An 18054-nucleotide genomic window follows, 5' to 3' on the forward strand; every position below is an offset into this window, starting at 1 on the left:
CCAAGCACTTCGTTCCTAGCAGCAGGGCGATTGTTGCTTTGGCGCCGCCTGCGGCGCGCAGCAAGCCGATTGCTTCTCCGGTTGTCTTTCATGGGCAACCCGCGCGCCATTCTCACCGGTGCCGTCGCCATAGTCGGTGCTCTCGCCCGTGGTGTGGAAGGTCTCCCAGGCGATTCCAGCGGGATCGTCGATCCAGGATTTCTCGGACTTCGCATAGCAGCAGGTCGTCTGGCCCTGTTCGATGATGTCGCCGCCGGCCTGGCGCAGCCGCGCGTAGACCTCCTGAAGCTCGTCACCGGTCTCGACCTGGATGCCGAGATGGTCGAGGCCGGGCTCGCGTCCGCGCGTCGAGATCGCGAAGTTCACGCGGGGGTCTTCGAGCATCCATTTGGCGTAGTCGAATTTCACCACCAAGGGCTGGGACGCGAACAAAGCCGAGTAGAAGCCGATGGAGCGGGGGAGATCCTCGACGGACACGTGAACGTGCAGGCGCTTCATGGTCTGTCCTTTCAGGCCGGAATTTTGCTGCGCTTTCGCGCGGGCTTGCAGGCGGCGGCCGGAGCGCATGACGTTCCGCCGCAGCAATTTTCGGTCAGGAAGCCGACGAGCTCATTCATGGTCTCGAACCGCGCTGCATAGATCATCGAGCGCCCCTCGCGCCGGACGGTGGCGAGACCCGCCATCCGCAGCCGGTCGAAGTGGAACGTCAGCGTGTTGGGGGCGAGATCCAGCGCTTCCGCGATCGCGCCGGCAGTCATGCCGTCGGGGCCCGCCTGCACCAGCAGACGGAAGACGTCGAGGCGATTGTCCTGGGCCAGCGCGGCGAGCGCCGTGACGGCGTCTGTCGTTTCCATATTTCAACGATTATTGAAATAATGGCGCCCTGTCAACCGGGCGGACGGCGTCCGTCATGCGCGCCGGATCAGATCAAGCCGCGCAGCACTTCGATCAGCCGACCGCATTGCTCCTCGGTTCCGACCGTGATGCGCAGGAAATCGTCGATGCGTGGCTTCTTGAAATGCCGGACCAGAACGCCGCGCTGGCGAAGTGCGGCCGCCAGATCGGCTCCGCTCAGGCTGCGGTGACGCGCGAACACGAAGTTTGCGAGCGACGGCAACACCTCGAAGCCGAGTTGTCCGAGATCGCGGGTCAGTGCTTCGCGGCTCGAGACGATACGGGCACGGGTCTCGAGGAACCACTGATCGTCCTCGATGGCGGCGACGGCGCCGGCGATGGCGAGACAATCGACGGGATAGGAGTTGAAGCTGTCCTTCACCCGCTCCAGCGCTGCGATCAGCGGCGGTTGGCCGATGGCAAAGCCGACGCGCAGGCCGGCGAGCGAGCGCGACTTCGAGAAGGTCTGGATGACGAGCAGATTGTCGTGGCGCGCAACGAGCGGCACCGCGCTCTCGGCGCCGAAATCGACATAGGCCTCGTCCACCACCACCAGCCGGTCGGGATTTTCGGCCACCAGCGCCGCGATCGCGTCGCGCGGAAGGGCGATGCCGGTGGGCGCATTCGGATTGCAGAGAAGAATGGCGCTCGATGGCCGCCTGTAGTCGGCGATCTCGATCCTCATCGCGGCATCGAGCGGCACCTCCTCGTGAGCTACGCCATAGAGGCGGCAATAGACAGGGTAGAAGCTGTAGGTGACGTCGGGAAACAGCAGCGGCCTGTCGTGCTTGAGAAGGGCCGGGAAGGTGTGGGCCAGAACCTCGTCGGAGCCGTTGCCGACGAACACCTGCTCGGCCGCAACATCACAGTACGCTGCGATCGCCTCGCGCAGGCGCGTGGCGCGCGGATCCGGATAGAGACGCAGCCGCTCCGCAGCCGACGCAATCGCCGCCAGCACGCGCGGCGAGGGCGGATAGGGATTCTCGTTGGTATTGAGCTTGACGACGCCATCCTGCTTCGGCTGCTCGCCCGGGACGTAGGGCGAAAGCGTGTGGACGACCGGACTCCAGAAGCGGCTCATGATCTCCAATCCAGGTTGATCGCGGCACAGTAGGGCACGACGGGCGTCGACGGAAGTGCGCTTCCGGTTCGGCAGCCGCGGCAGGTCTGCACAAGCGTCGCAGCCGGGGACGTTCCCGCAAACGCGACCTTCGTGCTAGGTTCATCGCGCAAACGTCCAGAATCGAGAACAAGAACGAAGGCCGGCGCGCCCCAGGGCTGCGCAGATGAGCCGCAAAGCGAGGAACACATGCCGGGTGCAGCCCTTGTCACCGCTCCCTCCATTCCGACCGCGCCCGTGACGCCAGCCATTCTAGACCGCTTGCGAGCCATCGTGGGCGACAAGGGCCTGATTCTGGACGAGCAGGACAAGCGCCCGTTCGTGACCGATTGGCGCGGCGAGCTGGCGGGGCAGGCCGCGGCGGTCGTGCGTCCGGCCAACACCGCGGAGGTCTCCGCTGTCATCAAGCTCTGCTACGACAGCGGCATTGCCGTCGTGCCGCAGGGCGGCAACACCGGCCTGATGGGCGGTGCCACGCCGTGGCCCGCGCACCGCGGCATCGTGCTGTCGCTCGGTCGCATGAATCATGTGCTGAATGTCGATCCCGTCGGCTACGCCATGACGGTGGAGGCGGGGTGCATCCTCCAGACGCTCCAGGACACGGCCGCGCGTCATGATCGCTTCTTTCCGCTCAGCCTGGGTGCCCAGGGCTCGTGCATGATCGGTGGCAATCTGTCCACCAACGCCGGCGGTGTGCAGGTGCTGCGTTACGGTAATGCGCGAAATCTGGTGCTCGGTCTCGAGGTCGTGCTGGCGAGCGGCGAGGTCTGGGACGGGCTGCGCGCACTCAAGAAGGACAATACCGGATATGACCTCAAGCATCTGTTCATGGGCGCCGAAGGAACGCTCGGCATCATCACCAAGGCGGTGCTGAAGCTCTGGCCCGCGCCGAAGGACGTGTGCACGGCATGGCTCGCGATCCGCGATCCCAGGGCGGCGATCGAGCTCCTGTCGGAGGCGCATGCCGCCTCCGACGACAATGTCGGCTCCTGCGAGCTGATGAGCCGCGCCTGCACCGACATGGTGCTGCGCCACATTCCCGGCACCCGGGACCCTCTCAAGGCCGAGACCGAGTGGTATCTCCTTCTCGAATGGTCGTCGGCCCGGCCGCGGCAGGACGGCGCGGGCATGTCGGACAGGATGGAGCAGTTCTTGGCCGATCAACTCGAGGCGGGCCGGGTGCTGGATGCGGTGATTGCGCAAACCGAAGCGCAGTCGCGCAACATGTGGCGCATTCGCGAGAGTGTGGCCGAGGCATCGCGCGCCGAGGGGCCGGGCCTGAGCTACGACGTGTCGGTCGCAATCTCGGGGATTCCCGAGTTCATCGACAGGGGTCTCAAGGCCGTGCTCGACATCCTGCCGACGATCCGCCCCTATCCGCTCGGCCACATCGGAGACGGCAATTTGCACTTCTCCTTCATGGGCCCGAAGGGCATGGATCGCGACACGCTCACCCAGTACTCTGCGGCGATCACGCGGGTCGTCAACGACCTCATCACCTCCATGGCCGGCTCGATCTCCGCCGAACACGGCATCGGCATCGAGAAGCTCGACGAGCTCCAGCATTATCGCTCCAGGACCGAGCTCGACATCATGCGCACGATCAAGCGGGCCCTCGACCCCAAGAACATCATGAATCCCGGCAAGGTGCTGCGTCTCGAATGAGGCGAGGCCTGACACCGCAGCTTCCCCCGCCGATCGACCCCGGTCCTCGCCGCACCCGCGGCGCTCTTGGGCCGGCTCTTGGGCCGGCGCTTGCGCCGCATGGCTCGGGCCAAACGGGCCGCGAGGCCTCGAAATCATGCCCTTTTGCGGCTTTATTCCCGCCATGGATGCTTTAAGGAAGGGGCAGGATCAGGTCGCACCCGGCAGCTGGCGGTGCTAGAGCCTGATGCAGGAACAATGGGGCCGGGCCGCTACCGGAACGCCCGCAAGGATGAGAAGGATGTGACGCAATGATCCAGACCGTTGGCATCATCGGGGCAGGGACCATGGGGAACGGCATCGCGCAAATCTGCGCCGCGGCCGGGCTCTCGGTCGTGATGGTCGACATTTCCGATGCGGCGGTGAACCGCGGGCTTTCGACCGTCGGCGGCAGCCTCGAGCGCCTGGTCAAGAAGGAGAAGATGTCGGCGGCCGACCGCGAGGCGACGCTCAAGCGCATCACCGGCACCACCGATCGGGCGAAGCTGGCCGATTGCGACCTGGTGATCGAGGCCGCCACCGAGAACGAGGAGCTCAAGGTCAAGATCCTGAAGGACCTCTGCGCGACGCTGTCGCCGCGCACGCTCGTTGCAACCAATACCTCGTCGATCTCGATCACGAAGCTTGCCGCCGCGACCGATCGCCCCGACCGCTTCATCGGCATGCACTTCTTCAATCCTGTGCCGGTGATGGCGCTGCTCGAGCTCATCCGCGGCCTGCAGACCTCCGACGACACCCACGCCAAGGCGCTCGATTTCGCCCAGCGCGTCGGCAAGGTGGCGATCACGGCCAAGAACAGCCCGGGCTTCGCGGTCAACCGCATCCTGTGCCCGATGATCAACGAGGCGATCTTCGCTCTCCAGGAGGGGATCGCGACGGCGGAAGAGATCGACGCCGGCATGAAGCTCGGCTGCAACCATCCGATCGGGCCGCTGGCGCTGGCCGATCTCGTCGGGCTCGACACCATGTTGTCGGTGATGGAGGTCTTCTACAAAGGTTTCAACGACCCCAAATACCGTCCGGCCCCCTTGCTGAGGGAAATGGTCGATGCCGGCCATCTCGGCCGCAAGACCGGGCAGGGTTTTTACACTTACGGCGCCTGATCACACGGCGCAGGCGGCGGGCATCTAGCGTCCGCCGCCCGATGCCCGCAATTTGCGCTGCGACAAGGACGTCGCGTGCGATTGCTTCTAGCTTTCTTCCTTCTCCCCTTGTGGGAGAAGGTGGCGCGAAGCGCCGGATGAGGGGTCTCTCTCCGCAAACTCAAATGTTTGAGGAGTGCGCCGAGAGAACCCCTCACCCGTCTCGCCGCTACGCGGCGAGCCACCCTCTCCCACAAGGGGAGAGGGGAAGACAGAACGGACGAAGAATAACATGTCGGATCGACTGAAGGCCGAGCGCGAGGCGGCGGCCGCGCGGCGGAACCTGCTGACCCAGGATGCGATCGAGCGTACCGGGATTACCGAAGAGATGATCGCGGAACTGGTTACGCGCTTTTACGGGCGCGTGCGCGAGGACGCGCTCCTGGGGCCGGTATTCGCGGTCGTGCAGAATTGGGACGAGCATCTCGCCAAGCTCGGGGATTTCTGGTCGTCAGTCGTGCTGATGAGCGGCCGCTATCATGGCTCGCCGATGCGGGCGCATCTGCCGCTCAGCCTTGTCGGCGATCATTTCGACCGCTGGCTCTGTTCGAACAGACCGCGCGCGACGTCTGTCCGCCCGCGGCGGCCGCGCTCTTCATCGACAAGGCACGCCGCATCGCCGACAGTTTTGAAATGGCGTCGGCAACGGTCGCAGGCCGCATCGCTTCGCCGCGTCACGTGCTCAGATCGTGAAATACCGAATGCCTGCCTGAGAAACGTGCAGCTCACATCGCGCGATGGCGCGTTGCACCAATTCCAACATCATCGGTCTGGTCTGCAAAATCATCATGCCGCTCGCGTGGTGCGACGTAGAACTGTGAAAATACGTTTGAACGCGTTCACTCTCGTTCAATCAAAGCGAGCAGAGCCATATTGATGCACTGCGGCGCCAATTCTTCGCCTTGTTTTCGGCAGAGTTCCAGCGCCTGCTAACGTGCATGTCGCGCGCATCATTCAACATCAATTCCTCATCCTCCGAGAACCCTGCGGAGCCTGAAGTTGACGCGGCCATGGAGCAGACGCGGCGAACGCTGCTGCTGGGCGCGCTCGCCACCTCGGCCTGTCTCGGCTGTTCCACATCGGCGCGCGCAGGCGAGGACCCGCCCGGCTCCGACGAACGGCCACAGAAGGGCGATGTGCTCGTCTTCTCCGAAGGTGACCAGGAGGGCAAGCTGATCACCGCGGCCGACCTGCCGGCCGGCGGGCCGCCGGTGCATGCCTGGCCGAAGGATCCCAAGACCTCGGTCGTGCGCAGCGCCTCGCGGCTCAACGAGATCCTGCTCATCCGGCTCGATCCCGCCGAGCTCGACGAGCAGACCCGCGCGCGCGCCGTCGACGGCATCATCGCCTATTCGGCGATCTGCTCCCATGCCGGCTGTCCGGTCACCGCCTGGGTGAAGAGCGACGTCGGCGACAAGGAGGTGCTCAAGTGCATGTGCCACAACTCCGAATACGATCCTCGCGCGGGCGCGCAGGTCGTGTTCGGGCCGGCACCGCGACGGCTCGCGGCGCTGCCGCTGGCGTTCGCTGACGGTTCGCTCAGCGTCGCCGGAAACTTCGTCGGAAAGGTAGGTGGCGCGCAGCCAGGATGATGGACGGTGGCGGGTCATGCCCGCGTCACGAGAGGCCGCATCCGCCGATGGGCGGACGACGGGACGAACGACAAGAATTCAACGCAAGAATTCAAACGGATGAAAAAGGGGAACGTCCATGACCAGGAAGCAGTGGTTACTGTCCGGCTTCGTCGCCTTCACGTGTCTTGCCTCGACCGCCGCCGTGTCTGGCCCGATCGAGAATTATTCTCCGGTCACCGCGCAGCGCCTGGAGAATCCGGAACCGAGCAACTGGATGCTCTATCGGCGCACTTATGACGGGCAGGGCTACAGCCCGCTCGACCAGATCAACACCTCGAACGTGAAGGGTCTCACGCCGGTCTGGACGTTTGCGACAGGCGTCGTCGAAGGCCACGAGGCGCCGCCGATCATCAACAATGGCGTGATGTTCGTGGCGACCCCGATGGGGCAGGTGATCGCATTGAACGCGAAAACCGGCGACGAATACTGGCGCTACAAGCGACAGCTCCCCGACGATCTGTTCCAGCTGCATCCGACCAGCCGCGGCGTCGGCCTCTGGGAGGACAAGCTCTATCTCGCCACCACCGACGATCATGTCGTCGCGCTCGACGCCAAGACCGGCAAGGTGGTGTGGGACACCAAGGTGCAGGACTACAAGAAGGGCCAGTACATGACCCTGATGCCGCTGATCGTCGACGGCAAGGTCATCGTCGGCGGCTCCGGCGGCGAGTTCGGCGTGCGCGGCTATGTCGCCGCCTATGACGCCAAGGACGGCAAGGAACTGTGGCGGACCTACACCATTCCCGGCGAAGGCGAGCCCGGTCACGACACCTGGCAGGGCGACGACTGGAAGAACGGCGGCGGCTCGGCCTGGATGACCGGCAATTACGACAAGGACACCAAGACGATCTATTGGGGCGTCGGCAACGCGGCGCCGTGGCCGGGCGAGACCCATCCCGGCGACAATCTCTACACCTCGTCGGTGCTTGCGCTCGATCCGAACAACGGCAAGATCAAGACCTTTCACCAGTACCACCAGAACGATTCCTGGGACTGGGACGAGGTCGAAGCGCCGATGCTGATCGACCTGCAACGCGATGGCCGCAACATCAAGAGCCTGGTCCATCCGGGGCGCGACGCGATCTTCTGGGTGCTCGAGCGCACGCCGACCAAGATCAACTACGTGGCCGGCTGGCCGTTCGTCTCCACCGACGTCTGGAAGGGCATCGATGCCGAAACCGGCAAGCCGATCGTCGATCCCGCGCACAAGCCGGTGATTGGCAAGCGCGTGGAGTTCTGCCCGTCGCTGTGGGGCGGCAAGGACTGGCCGTCGGCGGCCTACAGCCAGAAGACCGGCCTCGTCTACGTGCCCGCCAACGAGAACTTCTGCGGCGGCTTCACCGGCGAGAAGGTCGCACTCAAGCCGGGCGAGCTCTGGCTCGGCACCAAGCCGGAAGACATCGGGCTGAAGACAAAGCCGGGCGCGGATCATTTTGGCGAGCTGCAGGCCTGGGATCCCGTCACCGGCAAGAAGGTGTGGCAGCACAACTTCCCGAAGTCGCAGCTGTTCGGCTCGGTGACGGCGACCGCGGGCGATCTCATCTTTGCCGGCGGCACCAACGATCGCAACTTCCGCGCCTTCAACGCCAAGACCGGCGAGCTGCTGTGGGAGCAGAAGACCAACTCCGGCATCATGGGCATGCCGGTGTCCTATGAGATCGACGGCACCCAATACATCGCGATCCAGTCGGGATGGGGTGTGGACGCGCAGCGGATCCAGGATGCGCTCGTGACCAACAACATCGGCATCGAGGCCAACGTGCCGCAGGGCGGCGTGGTCTGGGTGTTCGCGCTGAAGAAATAGCTCCGCGGGCGGATCGAAAGAAGCGGAGCAGCAAGGGGGGTGGCGAATGCGGCGGACGGAAACGTCCGCCGCATTTTGTGTGGGCGTCTTCCCTTCTCCCCTTGTGGGAGAAGGTGGCGCGAAGCGCCGGATGAGGGGTTCTGTCCGCGGACACTCATCGTGAGATGGATTCCCGGAGACAGACCCCTCACCCAAGCGAGGTTGTAGCAACTGGCGTCGCCGCCCTCTCCCGCAAGGGGAGAGGGCACATCGATGTGCAGACGCGAGCCGACTACTTCCCCTGGCGATCCACCTTGTCCTTTTCCTTCTGGTTCATCTCCTGAATCTTTGGATCGGTGCTGCTCTGCCCGGTGGTCTGGGTGGTCGAGGCGGGCGGGGCGGTGGCATTGGGCAGTGAGTTCTGGTCCGGCGCGGTGGGGCGGGTGGCCGTGGTCGGCGTCGTCGTGTTGCTCTGGGCGAAGGCGCCGCCGGCGGTCAAAAGAAAGGCGCCCGACAGCAACGAGACTACGAGCGCCTTCGTGATGTTGACCATCGATCTGCTCCTGTCAGATCGATGCAAACGGCGCAAGGCCGCCTGATGTTCCTAAGCGCGATAGACCTCTATCGCGCGCCTTCTTGTTTGAGCACGATCTCCGCGCAATCGCGCATCCATGCGCTCACGCCTCCAATTGCTTGCCGATCGGCAGCGCACGGATGCGTTTTCCGGTCGCGGCGAAGATGGCATTCATGAGCGCCGGTGCGAACGGCGGAACGCCGGGCTCGCCGACGCCGCTCGGTGGCGTGCCTGACGCGGGCGGCACGATGTAGACGTTGGTCACCAAGGGAGACTCGTCGATCCTGACGAGCTGGAAGTCGTCAAAGTTCTTCTGCTGCACCTTGCCGTCCTTGAAGGTGATCTCGCCATATTTGGCGAGGCTGAGGCCCATGATCGCCGCGCCCTCGATCTGCGAGGCGATGCGCTCGGGGTTGACATAGGTGCCGCAGTCGATCGCGGTGTCGACCCGCGGCACCGTCAGCTTGCCCTTGTCGTCGACGGCCACCTCGACGATGGTCGCGATGTAGCTGACGAAGCTGCGGTGTACCGCGATGCCGAGACCGTGGCCCTTCGGCACCTGACGGCCCCATTCGCCCTTCTCGGCCACCAGCTCGACCACCTTGCGCAGGCGCGCGGTGTCGATCGGGTAGCTGTCCAGGGGCTCGCCATAGTTCCACAGGTCCTTCACCGCGGGCTTGACGATCCGCGGGCTGCCGATCAGCGCGAGCAGCGTCTCCTTCTGGTCGCGGCCGGTCGCGTTCGCGATCTCGCCGACCATCGACTGCACCGCGAAGGCCCGCGGGATGTTCGACACCGAGCGGAACCAGCCGATGCGGGTGAACGCCGCAGCCTCCGGGTTCTCGCAGGAGATGTTGGCAATCTCGAACGGCATGTCGACGAGGCCCATGCCGAGCTCGAAGGGCGCCTGGTGCACCGTACCGGCCGCAAAGGTCGAGGCGATGCTGGGCGCCACGCTGCGGTGGCGCCAGGCGATCACCTTGCCGCTCTTGTCGAGGCCGGCCTCGATCCGCTCGACCGAGACGGTGTGCAGGAAGCCGTTGTGGATGTCGTCCTCCCGCGTCCACTGCACCTTCACCGGCGCGCCGAGCTCCTTCGACAGCAGCGCGGCTTCGAGCGCATAGTCGCATTTCGACTTGCGGCCGAAACCGCCGCCGAGCAGCGTGACATTGACGGTGACGTTCTCCTCGGGGATGCCGAGGGTCTTGGCGACGTCCTCGCGGGTGCCGCCCGGGCTCTGCACCGGCGCCCAGATCTCCGCCTTGTCGCCCTTGACGTCGGCGACCGCCACTGGCGGTTCCATGGCGACATGGGCGAGATGCGGGACGTAGTACTCGCCGACGATCACCTTGTCGGCGCCTTTCAGGGCGGCATCCGCATCGCCCTCCTTGCGCACGACGAGGCCGGGCTTGCGCGAGGCCTCCTCGAGCTCCTTGCGGTAGGCGACGGAGTCGTATTTGCCGTTGGCGCCGTCGTCCCAGACCAGTTTCAGCGCGTCGCGGCCCTTGATCGCCGCGCCGGTGTTGCGCGCGATCACCGCGACGCCGCCGAGCGGCTGGAATTTCGACGGCCACGGCCAGCCGCGCGCCTGCATCACCTTCTCGACGCCGGGCACCTTCAACGCCGCGTCCGGATCGAACGAGGTAAGCTTGCCGCCGGTCACCGGCGGGCGCGCGATCACGGCATATTTCATCCCCGGCAGACGCACGTCGGCGCCGTATTGCGCCTTGCCGGTGGTGATGTCGTGGAGATCGACGATGCCGATCTGGCCCTTGGTCAGGTAGCGGAAGTCCTTGGGGTCCTTCAGCTTGAGGCCTTCGATGCTCGGCACCGATTCCTTGGCGGCGTCGGCGGCGAGCTCACCGAAGCCGAGCTTGCGTCCGCTGGCGCTGTGGACGACCTCGTGATTGACGGCCTTGACCTCGGTCGCGGGCACGCCCCAGCGCTTGGCGGCGGCCTGCTCCAGCATGGTGCGGGCGGCGGCGCCGATCTGGCGCATCGGGATCAGGTAATGCCGCGTGCTGCGGGAGCCGTCGGTGTCCTGGTTGCCGAACTTGACCTCGTCGCCATGGGCCTGCTGCACCTTGACCCTGGACCAGTCGGCCTCCATCTCCTCGGCCACGATCAGCGGCAGGCTGGTGCGCACGCCGGTGCCCATCTCGGAGCGGTGGGCGACGATGCTGACGATGCCGTCGGGCGCGACCGCGACGAACACCCGCGGATCGACCACGACGCCATGCGGCATCTTTCCGGCGCCGGTCTCATAGGCAAACGCCTGGCGCGACATCACGGGCGCGGCGAGCACGAAGCCGCCGGTGATGCCGAGCCCCTTCAGAATGCTGCGGCGCGAGACCTTCTCGACACGGATGTTCTTTTCGAAGCTGTGGAGCTTCCGGGGATTGTCGATGAAATTCATGTCACACTCCCGTCGATGCGAGATGGACCGCGTTTTCGATGCGCTGGTAGCAGCCGCAGCGGCAGATGTTGCCGGACATGGCCTCGCGGATCTGGTCGTGCGAGGGCTTCGGGTTGTCCATCAAGAGCGCCGCGGCCTGCATGATCTGGCCGGCCTGGCAGAAGCCGCATTGGGGCACGTTGACCTGGCGCCAGGCTTTTTGAACCGGGTGATCGCCGTTCGGATGCAATCCCTCGATCGTCGTGACCTCGCGTCCGGCGACGTCGTTGACCGACGTGATGCAGGAGCGCACCGCCTCCTTGTCGACGATGACGGTGCAGGCGCCGCACAGGGCCTGGCCACAGCCGAACTTGGTCCCGGTCAGCCCGGCCTCGTCGCGCAGGAACCAGAGTAGCGGGAGATTCGGGTCGCCATCCCAGCTCTGTTCCTGGCCGTTGATCTTCACCTTGATCATGATCTTCCCTCGCTCTTCATAAGCATGAATTGAAATACGCCGGCATGCGCCGGCGGGGCTCGTGCGTCGTCGCAACGTCCCGCCGTCATCCCGCGCGGGCAAATCCCGGAGGGAGGCAGGAACGCCTAGCGATGTCTGGATGTGCTCGATACCTCCCGTTTTGTTCTTGTTTGATTGAACTTCGCGCGGCATCGTGACGGCGCGATCGCAGCAGCGATCGGCCGGCCCGGCGTTCACAGCCGGGTGTTCTCAGCATGCAGAGATTGCATCTGGGGTTTGTCAAAAGCAGGGCGCGGCATTGCGCCGCGCGCATTGTGCAACTGCAAAGCAGGTCGCAATAAAAAAGCTTCGTCCGCCAGAAGGACTGTACGGACGAAGCAGGATGCCTCAGTCGAGGGAGGGAGAAACGCAGGTGCCGCGGGCTTCAGGCGGGAAGCGGGCGGCACTGCGCAGTCATTCAGAGACCAGGACTGAGGGAGCGCGTGGCTCTCTTAGACGCAGAGTGCAGAAGCGGCGGCTTCGCCGCGATCGTTGGAAGCCACCCCCGTCCGGCTCGCTGGTGCTGGTCCGGACCAGCGAGCGGACGTGGCGTGGGTTTGCTCGGGCCGCCTCGTTCAGGCGGCCTTCGTCAGGCTGCTTTGGCTTTCGCCACGTGGGTTGCGATCGCGTCCATCAGCGCCGGCGACAGGCAGTCGTAGGGCTCGAGCCCGATCTCCTTCAGCCGCGAACGGATGCCGGCCATCTGCTCCGGCTTCACGCCGGATTCGATCACCGAGGAGACGAAGGCGGCGAATTGCGGCGCCTGCGAGCCCTGTTCCTGGAACAGTTCGGGATGGATGAAGTCGAGGCCGTAGAACGGATGGTTCTTGTTCTCGATGCGGCCGTACATGTGCGTGCCGCAGGCCTTGCAGGCGTGACGCTGGATCACCGCGGAGGCGTCGACGATCTGGAGCTTGTCGCCGTTCTCGAGCACGGTAACGTTCTGGCGCGGCACCACGGCCACGACGGAGAACGTCGCGCCCTGCGGCTTCCAGCACTTGGTGCAGCCACAGGCGTGGTTGTGGGCGACGTCGCCCTTGATGCCGACCTTGACCTGATGGTCCTTGCATTTGCAGGCGAGCGTGCCGCCGGCGAAGCTGCCGCTGCCCTGTTTGAGGCCGTTGTCGATCGATGGGTGGAGTGCAACAGTCATGGGTCGATCCTCCTTGGGGTGATGGCGGTGAGCTAGTAGACGACGACGGAACGGATGGATTTGCCCTCATGCATGAGGTCAAAGCCCTTGTTGATCTCTTCGAGCTTGAGCACGTGGGTGATCATCGGATCGATCTGGATCTTTCCGTTCATGTACCAGTCGACGATCTTCGGCACGTCGGTGCGGCCGCGCGCGCCGCCGAAGGCCGTGCCGCGCCAGTTGCGGCCGGTGACGAGCTGGAACGGGCGGGTGGCGATCTCCTTGCCGGCTTCGGCGACGCCGATGATGATCGAGGTGCCCCAGCCGCGATGGCAGGCTTCCAGCGCCTGGCGCATCACGGTGGTGTTGCCGGTGCAGTCGAAGGTGTAGTCGGCACCGCCGTCGGTGAGGTTGACGAGATGCGGGACGATGTCGCCGGTGATCTTCTTCGGGTTGACGAAGTGGGTCATGCCGAACCGGCGGCCCCAATCTTCCTTGGAATCGTTGACGTCAACGCCGATGATCTTGTCGGCGCCGGCCATCTTGGCGCCCTGGATCACGTTCAATCCGATGCCGCCGAGGCCGAACACGACCACGTTGGCGCCCGGCTCGACCTTGGCGGTGTTGACGACGGCGCCGACGCCGGTGGTGACGCCGCAGCCGATGTAGCAGCTCTTGTCGAACGGCGCGTCCTCGCGGATCTTGGCGACGGCGATCTCCGGCAGCACGGTGAAGTTCGAGAAGGTCGAGCAACCCATGTAGTGGTAGATCGGCTTGCCCTTGTAGGAGAAGCGGCTGGTGCCGTCGGGCATCACGCCCTTGCCCTGCGTCGCGCGGATCGCGGTGCAGAGATTGGTCTTCTGGCTCAGGCAGCTTTTGCACTGCCGGCATTCCGGCGTGTAGAGCGGGATGACGTGGTCGCCCGGCTTCACCGAGGTCACGCCAGGGCCGATCTCGCGGATGATGCCGGCGCCCTCATGGCCCAGGATCGACGGGAAGATTCCCTCGCTGTCGAAGCCGTCGAGCGTGTAGGCGTCGGTATGGCAGATGCCCGTCGCCTTGATCTCGACCAGGACCTCGCCGGCCTTCGGTCCTTCCAGATCGACCTCGACGATCTCAAGCGGCTTCTTCGCTTCGAAAGCGACGGCGGCACGTGTCTTCATCGTAAACTCCTCAGATTCTCGCAGGACGCCAAGAAGTAGTCTCGGCAGTCCTCGTAGCGTTCATTTCTTGCCCATGCAGGCGTCTTCCGCCTTGGTGTAGGTCTCGTTCTTCTCCTCCTTCTTGGAGGGACGCTGCCGGCCCCACGCCTCGTCGGAGCGGGCGCGCAGATAGACATAGAGATCGTCCATGTAGCAGGCGACGTTCGGGTTGTCGCCGAACGCAGGCATGACGTTCTCCTGCGCGGTCGAGATGTTCTTGCGACCGGAGGCGACGACGCCGAGGAAGTCGCCATAGCTCATGGTCTTGACCGAATCCTTCAACGCCGGTGCGTAGGTGGATCCCATGCCGTCGGGGCCATGGCAGACGTGGCAGTCGGAATGATAGCGGCGATATCCGGAATAGGTGAACCAGTCCACGGTGCCGTCGGCCGAAATCTTGTAGGTCGGGTTTCCTTCCTTATCGAGCCACTTTCCGTCGTCTTCCTTCTTGACGGCGGTCGGGTCGCCCGGACCGTCCGCAACAGCAATTCCCCCCGAGGTTACGAAGATCATCGCAGCAATGACAAAGCAGATTTTACGCAAGAGATTATCCTCGAAGGCATCAGGTGGAGACGAGCCGGCGCGTGGAGTTGATCCACGCGCCGGAGCGACACGAAGGTGAGGCTAGTTCGCCGCCGGCAGCGAGAACACGGTCAGCGTACCGCCGAGTGCCGTGTAGTTGCTGAGAGCCGCGTAGCCACCGACTGCGCCGAGACCGGCGGTCGGATCGGTCAGACCAGCTGCCAGACCGATGCCGGCCCAGCCGCCGACGCCCGAGAGCACTGCGACATACTGCTTGCCGCCGTTCTCATAGGTCGTGACGTTGCCGATGATGCCGGAGGGAGTCTTGAACTTGTAGAGCTCCTTGCCGGACTTGGCGTCGACCGCCTTCAGGTAGCCTTCGAGCGTGCCGTAGAACACCACGCCGCCGGCGGTTGCGAGCGCACCCGACCAGACCGAGAACTGCTCCTTGTTCGACCAGACGATCTTGCCGGTCTTGCCGTCCCAGGCGATGAAGTTGCCCATGTGGCTTTCACCCTGCGGCGGATACATCGAGAGCGTCGCACCCACATAGGGCTGGCCCGCGGTGTAGCTCACCTTGAACGGCTCGTAGTCCATGCAGACGTGGTTGGTCGGAACGTAGAACAGCTGCGTGTCCGGCGAGTAGGCTGCCGGCTGCTCGTCCTTGGTGCCGAGCGCGGCCGGGCAGATGCCCTTCACGTTGTGGTCTTCGCCGGCCTTGTCGGTCGAAGCTGCGTCGAGCACCTTCGGACGGCCATAGGTCGGCGAGTTCTTGTCCATGTCGACGCCGGAGGTCCAGTTCACCTTCGGATCGTACTTTTCGGCAACCAGCAGTTCGCCGTTCTCACGGTCCATCGTGTAGGCGAGGCCGTTGCGGTCGAAATGGGTCAGCAGCTTGCGCGGCTGGCCGTTGATCTGCTGATCCGAGAGGATCATCTCGTTGACGCCGTCATAGTCCCACTCGTCATGGGGCGTCATCTGATAGACCCACTTGGCGTTGCCGGAATCCGCGTCGCGCGCGAAGATGGTCATCGACCACTTGTTGTCGCCCGGACGCTGCTTCGGATTCCAGGTCGAGGGGTTGCCCGACCCGTAATAGACGAGGTTCAGAGCCGGATCGTAGGACATCCAGCCCCAGGTGCAGCCGCCGCCGATCTTCCACTGATCGCCTTGCCAGGTCTTCAGCGAGGAGTCGGCTCCGACCGGCTTGCCGAGCGACGTCGTCTTGGCCGGGTCGACCTTGATCTGGTCGTCCGGACCTTCGGAGAAGGCGCGCCAGACCTGCTTGCCGCTCTTGAGATCGTAAGCGGTGACGTGGCACTGCACGCCGAATTCGCCGCCGGAGATGCCGACCAGGACCTTGTCCTTGACGACCAGCGCCGCCGAGGTGCCGGTCTGGCCCTTGCTCGGATCGCCGTTCGTCGCCGACCACGCCACCTGGCCGGTCTTGGCGTCGAGCGCGACGAGGTTGGTGTCGGCCTGATGCAGGATGATCTTGCCGTCGCCATAGGACAGGCCGCGGTTGACCGTGTCGCAGCACATCACCGGGATGACGTTCGGATCCTGCTTCGGCTCGTACTTCCAGACGATCTTGTTCTCGTTTGAAAGGTCAATAGCGTAGACCTTGTTCGGGAACGGGGTGTGGACGTACATCATGTTGCCGATGATCAGCGGGCCGCCTTCATGGCCGCGCAGCACGCCGGTCGAGAAGGTCCAGGCGACCTGGAGCTTGCCCACGTTTTGTGCGTTGATCTGGTTCAGCTTGGAATACCGGGTATTGGCGTAGTCGCCTGCCGGCATCACCCAGTCTTTCGGGTTCTGCGACATCTTGATCAGCTCGTCATTGGCTGAAGCGCTGCCGACGGCGAGAGCCGCCGCGGAGCCAAGATAGGTCGCCAGTAGCACCTTGCGCATAGTCATTTCCTCCGTTGGTATCGTTTATTGTTTCCGAAGCGTTGCTCAATCACCGGGCTTCTCGTCCGGCGTCTGCTCGTGCAGGGCGGTCACGATTGGGACCAGAAACGATGGTGTGGTGTTTCCTCCTCCTGATGAGAGCCACGGGTCCACGTGCAGGAGCGGCCCGTTCTTTTTGTTCCTGCCGCAATCCCTAACGACTTCGTCAACGGGAAACTTGCCCGAGAGAGAAGCCGGTTTGCTTGACAGCGCACGGACGTGAAGATTTTGATTTTGCAGTAGCGAATTCAGCGGCTTCCGCACCGCGTCGGGATCACGTTCAGCGCTCAGGTTCCCCTTGACGGCGTTGCAACTAAGGCGGAGGATTAACTTTCAAGGGTGGCAATGAAACGATGGCGCTCGTTGCAAAAGACCGCTCAAATTCGAGGTGAACGTCACGCAATCTCGGCTGAGGGCTCCGGAAGCGCTGGTCGCGATTCGCGTCGAATTTCCGAATCAAACCAGTGGCTGGATTCTGGATTAATGTCCGACACCATTCATACGCTCTCGACGACTGGAATGACGCCGAAGCGCCAGATCCAGAGCTGGATCGACGGGCTGACCAGCCTGTGTGGGCATTTTGACGTCGATCCGCTGGAGGCCTCCTCGCTCGAAGGCCGCATCGACTACACCTCGGTCTCGCGCCTGAAGCTGTGCCAGATCGAGGTCAGCCAGCATCGCATCGCGCACACGCTCGCGCGCGCCAAGGCCAACGAGCACCCGTACATCAAGATCCACTTCCAGACCTACGGCGTGTCCTATTTCGAGCAGGAAGGCCGCCACATCGAATTGAATCCGGGCGACATCATCGCCTATGACGTCTCCTGCCCGCATTCGATCATCAGCCCCGCCTTCACGCGTCACGACGTGGTGATCGTGCCGAAGGCGCTGCTGCGCGACCGCGGCTTCCCATCGCAGCGGATGCCGGCCTGCAAATTGTCGGCGAAGACGGGTACGGGACGGATCGCCCACGATTTCGTCCACGCGACCTTCGACGAGGCGGCCAAGCTGTCGGCGAACAGCGCGGTCGGCGTCGCCGATTCGCTGATCGACCTCTTGCTGCTGCCGCTGCGCGAAGCCGACACGATGTTCGATCGGGTCGGGCCCGAGGCGATGTATGTGCGCGCGCAGTTCTTCATCCGCGAGCACCTGCGCGATCCGGATCTGTGCATCGACCAGATCTCCGCCGAGCTCGGCTGCTCCAAGCGTTATCTGCACATGCTGTTCTCCGAGCGCGGCACCACGGTGAGCGATTACATCTGGCAGGCGCGCTTGCAGAACTGTCGCCAGGAGCTCGAGGCCCACGCTGGCAAGACCATCACCGACGTCGCTTTCTCCTGGGGCTTCTCCAGCTCGTCGCATTTCAGCCGGGTGTTCCGGAAATATTTTGGCGTGGTGCCGTCCTCGATCCACAAGGCGCAGCAGGGCACCGCGGCCGCGAACGAGCATTAGGCGAGCGCCGCAGCCGACGCAGGCCGCGCGGCG

The 18054-nt window shown here is 64.3% G+C and carries 15 protein-coding genes and 1 pseudogene; 6 read left to right on the forward strand and 10 right to left on the reverse strand.

Going from position 1 to position 18054, the window contains the following annotated elements:
- Positions 1 to 15: 15 nt before the first annotated feature.
- The 3 genes from A3M7_RS0125445 to hisC all read right to left on the reverse strand — a co-directional run bounded on the left by A3M7_RS0125445 (position 16) and on the right by hisC (position 1975).
- On the reverse strand, positions 16 to 498 hold the full coding sequence (locus A3M7_RS0125445; RefSeq protein ID WP_027546447.1) for an ArsI/CadI family heavy metal resistance metalloenzyme: 483 nt from the start codon (positions 496 to 498) through the stop codon (positions 16 to 18).
- An 11-nt stretch (positions 499 to 509) separates the two neighbouring features.
- Entirely contained in the window at positions 510 to 854 is a 345-nt protein-coding gene (locus A3M7_RS0125450; protein ID WP_027546448.1) for a helix-turn-helix transcriptional regulator, read from the reverse strand.
- A 68-nt stretch (positions 855 to 922) separates the two neighbouring features.
- A complete protein-coding gene (gene hisC / locus A3M7_RS0125455; protein WP_027546449.1) occupies positions 923 to 1975 on the reverse strand; it encodes a histidinol-phosphate transaminase in 1053 nt (350 codons plus the stop codon).
- A 228-nt stretch (positions 1976 to 2203) separates the two neighbouring features.
- Here hisC and A3M7_RS0125460 point away from each other — a divergent pair, with 228 nt between their 5' ends.
- The 5 genes and pseudogenes from A3M7_RS0125460 (at position 2204) to A3M7_RS0125485 (ending at position 8298) form a co-directional block, all read left to right on the forward strand.
- Positions 2204 to 3679 (forward strand): FAD-binding oxidoreductase, encoded by a 1476-nt coding sequence (locus A3M7_RS0125460; protein ID WP_027546450.1) that lies wholly within the window; start codon positions 2204 to 2206, stop codon positions 3677 to 3679.
- Positions 3680 to 3969: 290 nt separating this feature from the next.
- Entirely contained in the window at positions 3970 to 4821 is an 852-nt protein-coding gene (locus A3M7_RS0125465) for a 3-hydroxybutyryl-CoA dehydrogenase (protein WP_027546451.1), read from the forward strand.
- 271 nt (positions 4822 to 5092) lie between these two features.
- Positions 5093 to 5553: pseudogene (locus tag A3M7_RS0125470) on the forward strand (group III truncated hemoglobin).
- Positions 5554 to 5798: 245 nt separating this feature from the next.
- Positions 5799 to 6452 (forward strand): ubiquinol-cytochrome c reductase iron-sulfur subunit, encoded by a 654-nt coding sequence (locus A3M7_RS0125480; protein ID WP_027546452.1) that lies wholly within the window; start codon positions 5799 to 5801, stop codon positions 6450 to 6452.
- 118 nt (positions 6453 to 6570) lie between these two features.
- Complete coding sequence (locus tag A3M7_RS0125485; RefSeq protein ID WP_027546453.1) at positions 6571 to 8298, forward strand: methanol/ethanol family PQQ-dependent dehydrogenase; 1728 nt, start codon at positions 6571 to 6573, stop codon at positions 8296 to 8298.
- Positions 8299 to 8569: 271 nt separating this feature from the next.
- On the opposite strand, the gene A3M7_RS0125490 is transcribed toward A3M7_RS0125485, so the two are convergent.
- From A3M7_RS0125490 to xoxF5, 7 genes are all read right to left on the reverse strand, one after another.
- Positions 8570 to 8830 (reverse strand): hypothetical protein, encoded by a 261-nt coding sequence (locus tag A3M7_RS0125490; RefSeq protein ID WP_027546454.1) that lies wholly within the window; start codon positions 8828 to 8830, stop codon positions 8570 to 8572.
- Positions 8831 to 8954: 124 nt separating this feature from the next.
- Positions 8955 to 11267, reverse strand: coding sequence for a molybdopterin cofactor-binding domain-containing protein (locus A3M7_RS0125495; protein ID WP_027546455.1), 2313 nt, complete (start codon positions 11265 to 11267; stop codon positions 8955 to 8957).
- 1 nt (position 11268) lies between these two features.
- Complete coding sequence (locus A3M7_RS0125500) at positions 11269 to 11721, reverse strand: (2Fe-2S)-binding protein (protein ID WP_027546456.1); 453 nt, start codon at positions 11719 to 11721, stop codon at positions 11269 to 11271.
- A 628-nt stretch (positions 11722 to 12349) separates the two neighbouring features.
- Positions 12350 to 12913: an S-(hydroxymethyl)glutathione synthase gene (gene gfa, locus A3M7_RS0125505; protein WP_027546457.1), complete on the reverse strand. Its 564-nt coding sequence runs from the start codon at positions 12911 to 12913 to the stop codon at positions 12350 to 12352.
- 32 nt (positions 12914 to 12945) lie between these two features.
- Complete coding sequence (locus tag A3M7_RS0125510) at positions 12946 to 14055, reverse strand: S-(hydroxymethyl)glutathione dehydrogenase/class III alcohol dehydrogenase (RefSeq protein ID WP_011088955.1); 1110 nt, start codon at positions 14053 to 14055, stop codon at positions 12946 to 12948.
- A 60-nt stretch (positions 14056 to 14115) separates the two neighbouring features.
- On the reverse strand, positions 14116 to 14607 hold the full coding sequence (locus A3M7_RS0125515; protein WP_027546458.1) for a c-type cytochrome, methanol metabolism-related: 492 nt from the start codon (positions 14605 to 14607) through the stop codon (positions 14116 to 14118).
- Positions 14608 to 14718: 111 nt separating this feature from the next.
- Positions 14719 to 16530, reverse strand: coding sequence for a lanthanide-dependent methanol dehydrogenase XoxF5 (xoxF5, locus tag A3M7_RS0125520; protein WP_027546459.1), 1812 nt, complete (start codon positions 16528 to 16530; stop codon positions 14719 to 14721).
- Positions 16531 to 17052: 522 nt separating this feature from the next.
- On the opposite strand from xoxF5, the gene A3M7_RS0125525 reads away from it, so the two are divergent.
- Positions 17053 to 18021, forward strand: a complete 969-nt coding sequence (locus tag A3M7_RS0125525; protein ID WP_027546460.1) for a helix-turn-helix domain-containing protein — start codon at positions 17053 to 17055, stop codon at positions 18019 to 18021.
- The last annotated feature ends 33 nt before the right edge of the window (positions 18022 to 18054 follow it).

Source organism: Bradyrhizobium sp. WSM2254 (assembly GCF_000472645.1).
GTDB lineage: Bacteria > Pseudomonadota > Alphaproteobacteria > Rhizobiales > Xanthobacteraceae > Bradyrhizobium > Bradyrhizobium niftali.

What these genes read in the sequence shown, in the direction of transcription:
- A3M7_RS0125460 (WP_027546450.1), top strand. Translation starts at nt 2,204, where the DNA reads ATGCCGGGTGCAGCCCTTGTCACCGCTCCCTCCATTCCGACCGCGCCC.
- A3M7_RS0125510 (WP_011088955.1), bottom strand. Translation starts at nt 14,055, where the DNA reads ATGAAGACACGTGCCGCCGTCGCTTTCGAAGCGAAGAAGCCGCTTGAG.
- A3M7_RS0125465 (WP_027546451.1), top strand. Translation starts at nt 3,970, where the DNA reads ATGATCCAGACCGTTGGCATCATCGGGGCAGGGACCATGGGGAACGGC.
- A3M7_RS0125450 (WP_027546448.1), bottom strand. Translation starts at nt 854, where the DNA reads ATGGAAACGACAGACGCCGTCACGGCGCTCGCCGCGCTGGCCCAGGAC.
- A3M7_RS0125525 (WP_027546460.1), top strand. Translation starts at nt 17,053, where the DNA reads ATGTCCGACACCATTCATACGCTCTCGACGACTGGAATGACGCCGAAG.
- A3M7_RS0125485 (WP_027546453.1), top strand. Translation starts at nt 6,571, where the DNA reads ATGACCAGGAAGCAGTGGTTACTGTCCGGCTTCGTCGCCTTCACGTGT.
- A3M7_RS0125445 (WP_027546447.1), bottom strand. Translation starts at nt 498, where the DNA reads ATGAAGCGCCTGCACGTTCACGTGTCCGTCGAGGATCTCCCCCGCTCC.
- A3M7_RS0125500 (WP_027546456.1), bottom strand. Translation starts at nt 11,721, where the DNA reads ATGATCAAGGTGAAGATCAACGGCCAGGAACAGAGCTGGGATGGCGAC.
- A3M7_RS0125490 (WP_027546454.1), bottom strand. Translation starts at nt 8,830, where the DNA reads ATGGTCAACATCACGAAGGCGCTCGTAGTCTCGTTGCTGTCGGGCGCC.
- gfa (WP_027546457.1), bottom strand. Translation starts at nt 12,913, where the DNA reads ATGACTGTTGCACTCCACCCATCGATCGACAACGGCCTCAAACAGGGC.
- hisC (WP_027546449.1), bottom strand. Translation starts at nt 1,975, where the DNA reads ATGAGCCGCTTCTGGAGTCCGGTCGTCCACACGCTTTCGCCCTACGTC.
- xoxF5 (WP_027546459.1), bottom strand. Translation starts at nt 16,530, where the DNA reads ATGCGCAAGGTGCTACTGGCGACCTATCTTGGCTCCGCGGCGGCTCTC.
- A3M7_RS0125480 (WP_027546452.1), top strand. Translation starts at nt 5,799, where the DNA reads ATGTCGCGCGCATCATTCAACATCAATTCCTCATCCTCCGAGAACCCT.
- A3M7_RS0125515 (WP_027546458.1), bottom strand. Translation starts at nt 14,607, where the DNA reads ATGATCTTCGTAACCTCGGGGGGAATTGCTGTTGCGGACGGTCCGGGC.
- A3M7_RS0125495 (WP_027546455.1), bottom strand. Translation starts at nt 11,267, where the DNA reads ATGAATTTCATCGACAATCCCCGGAAGCTCCACAGCTTCGAAAAGAAC.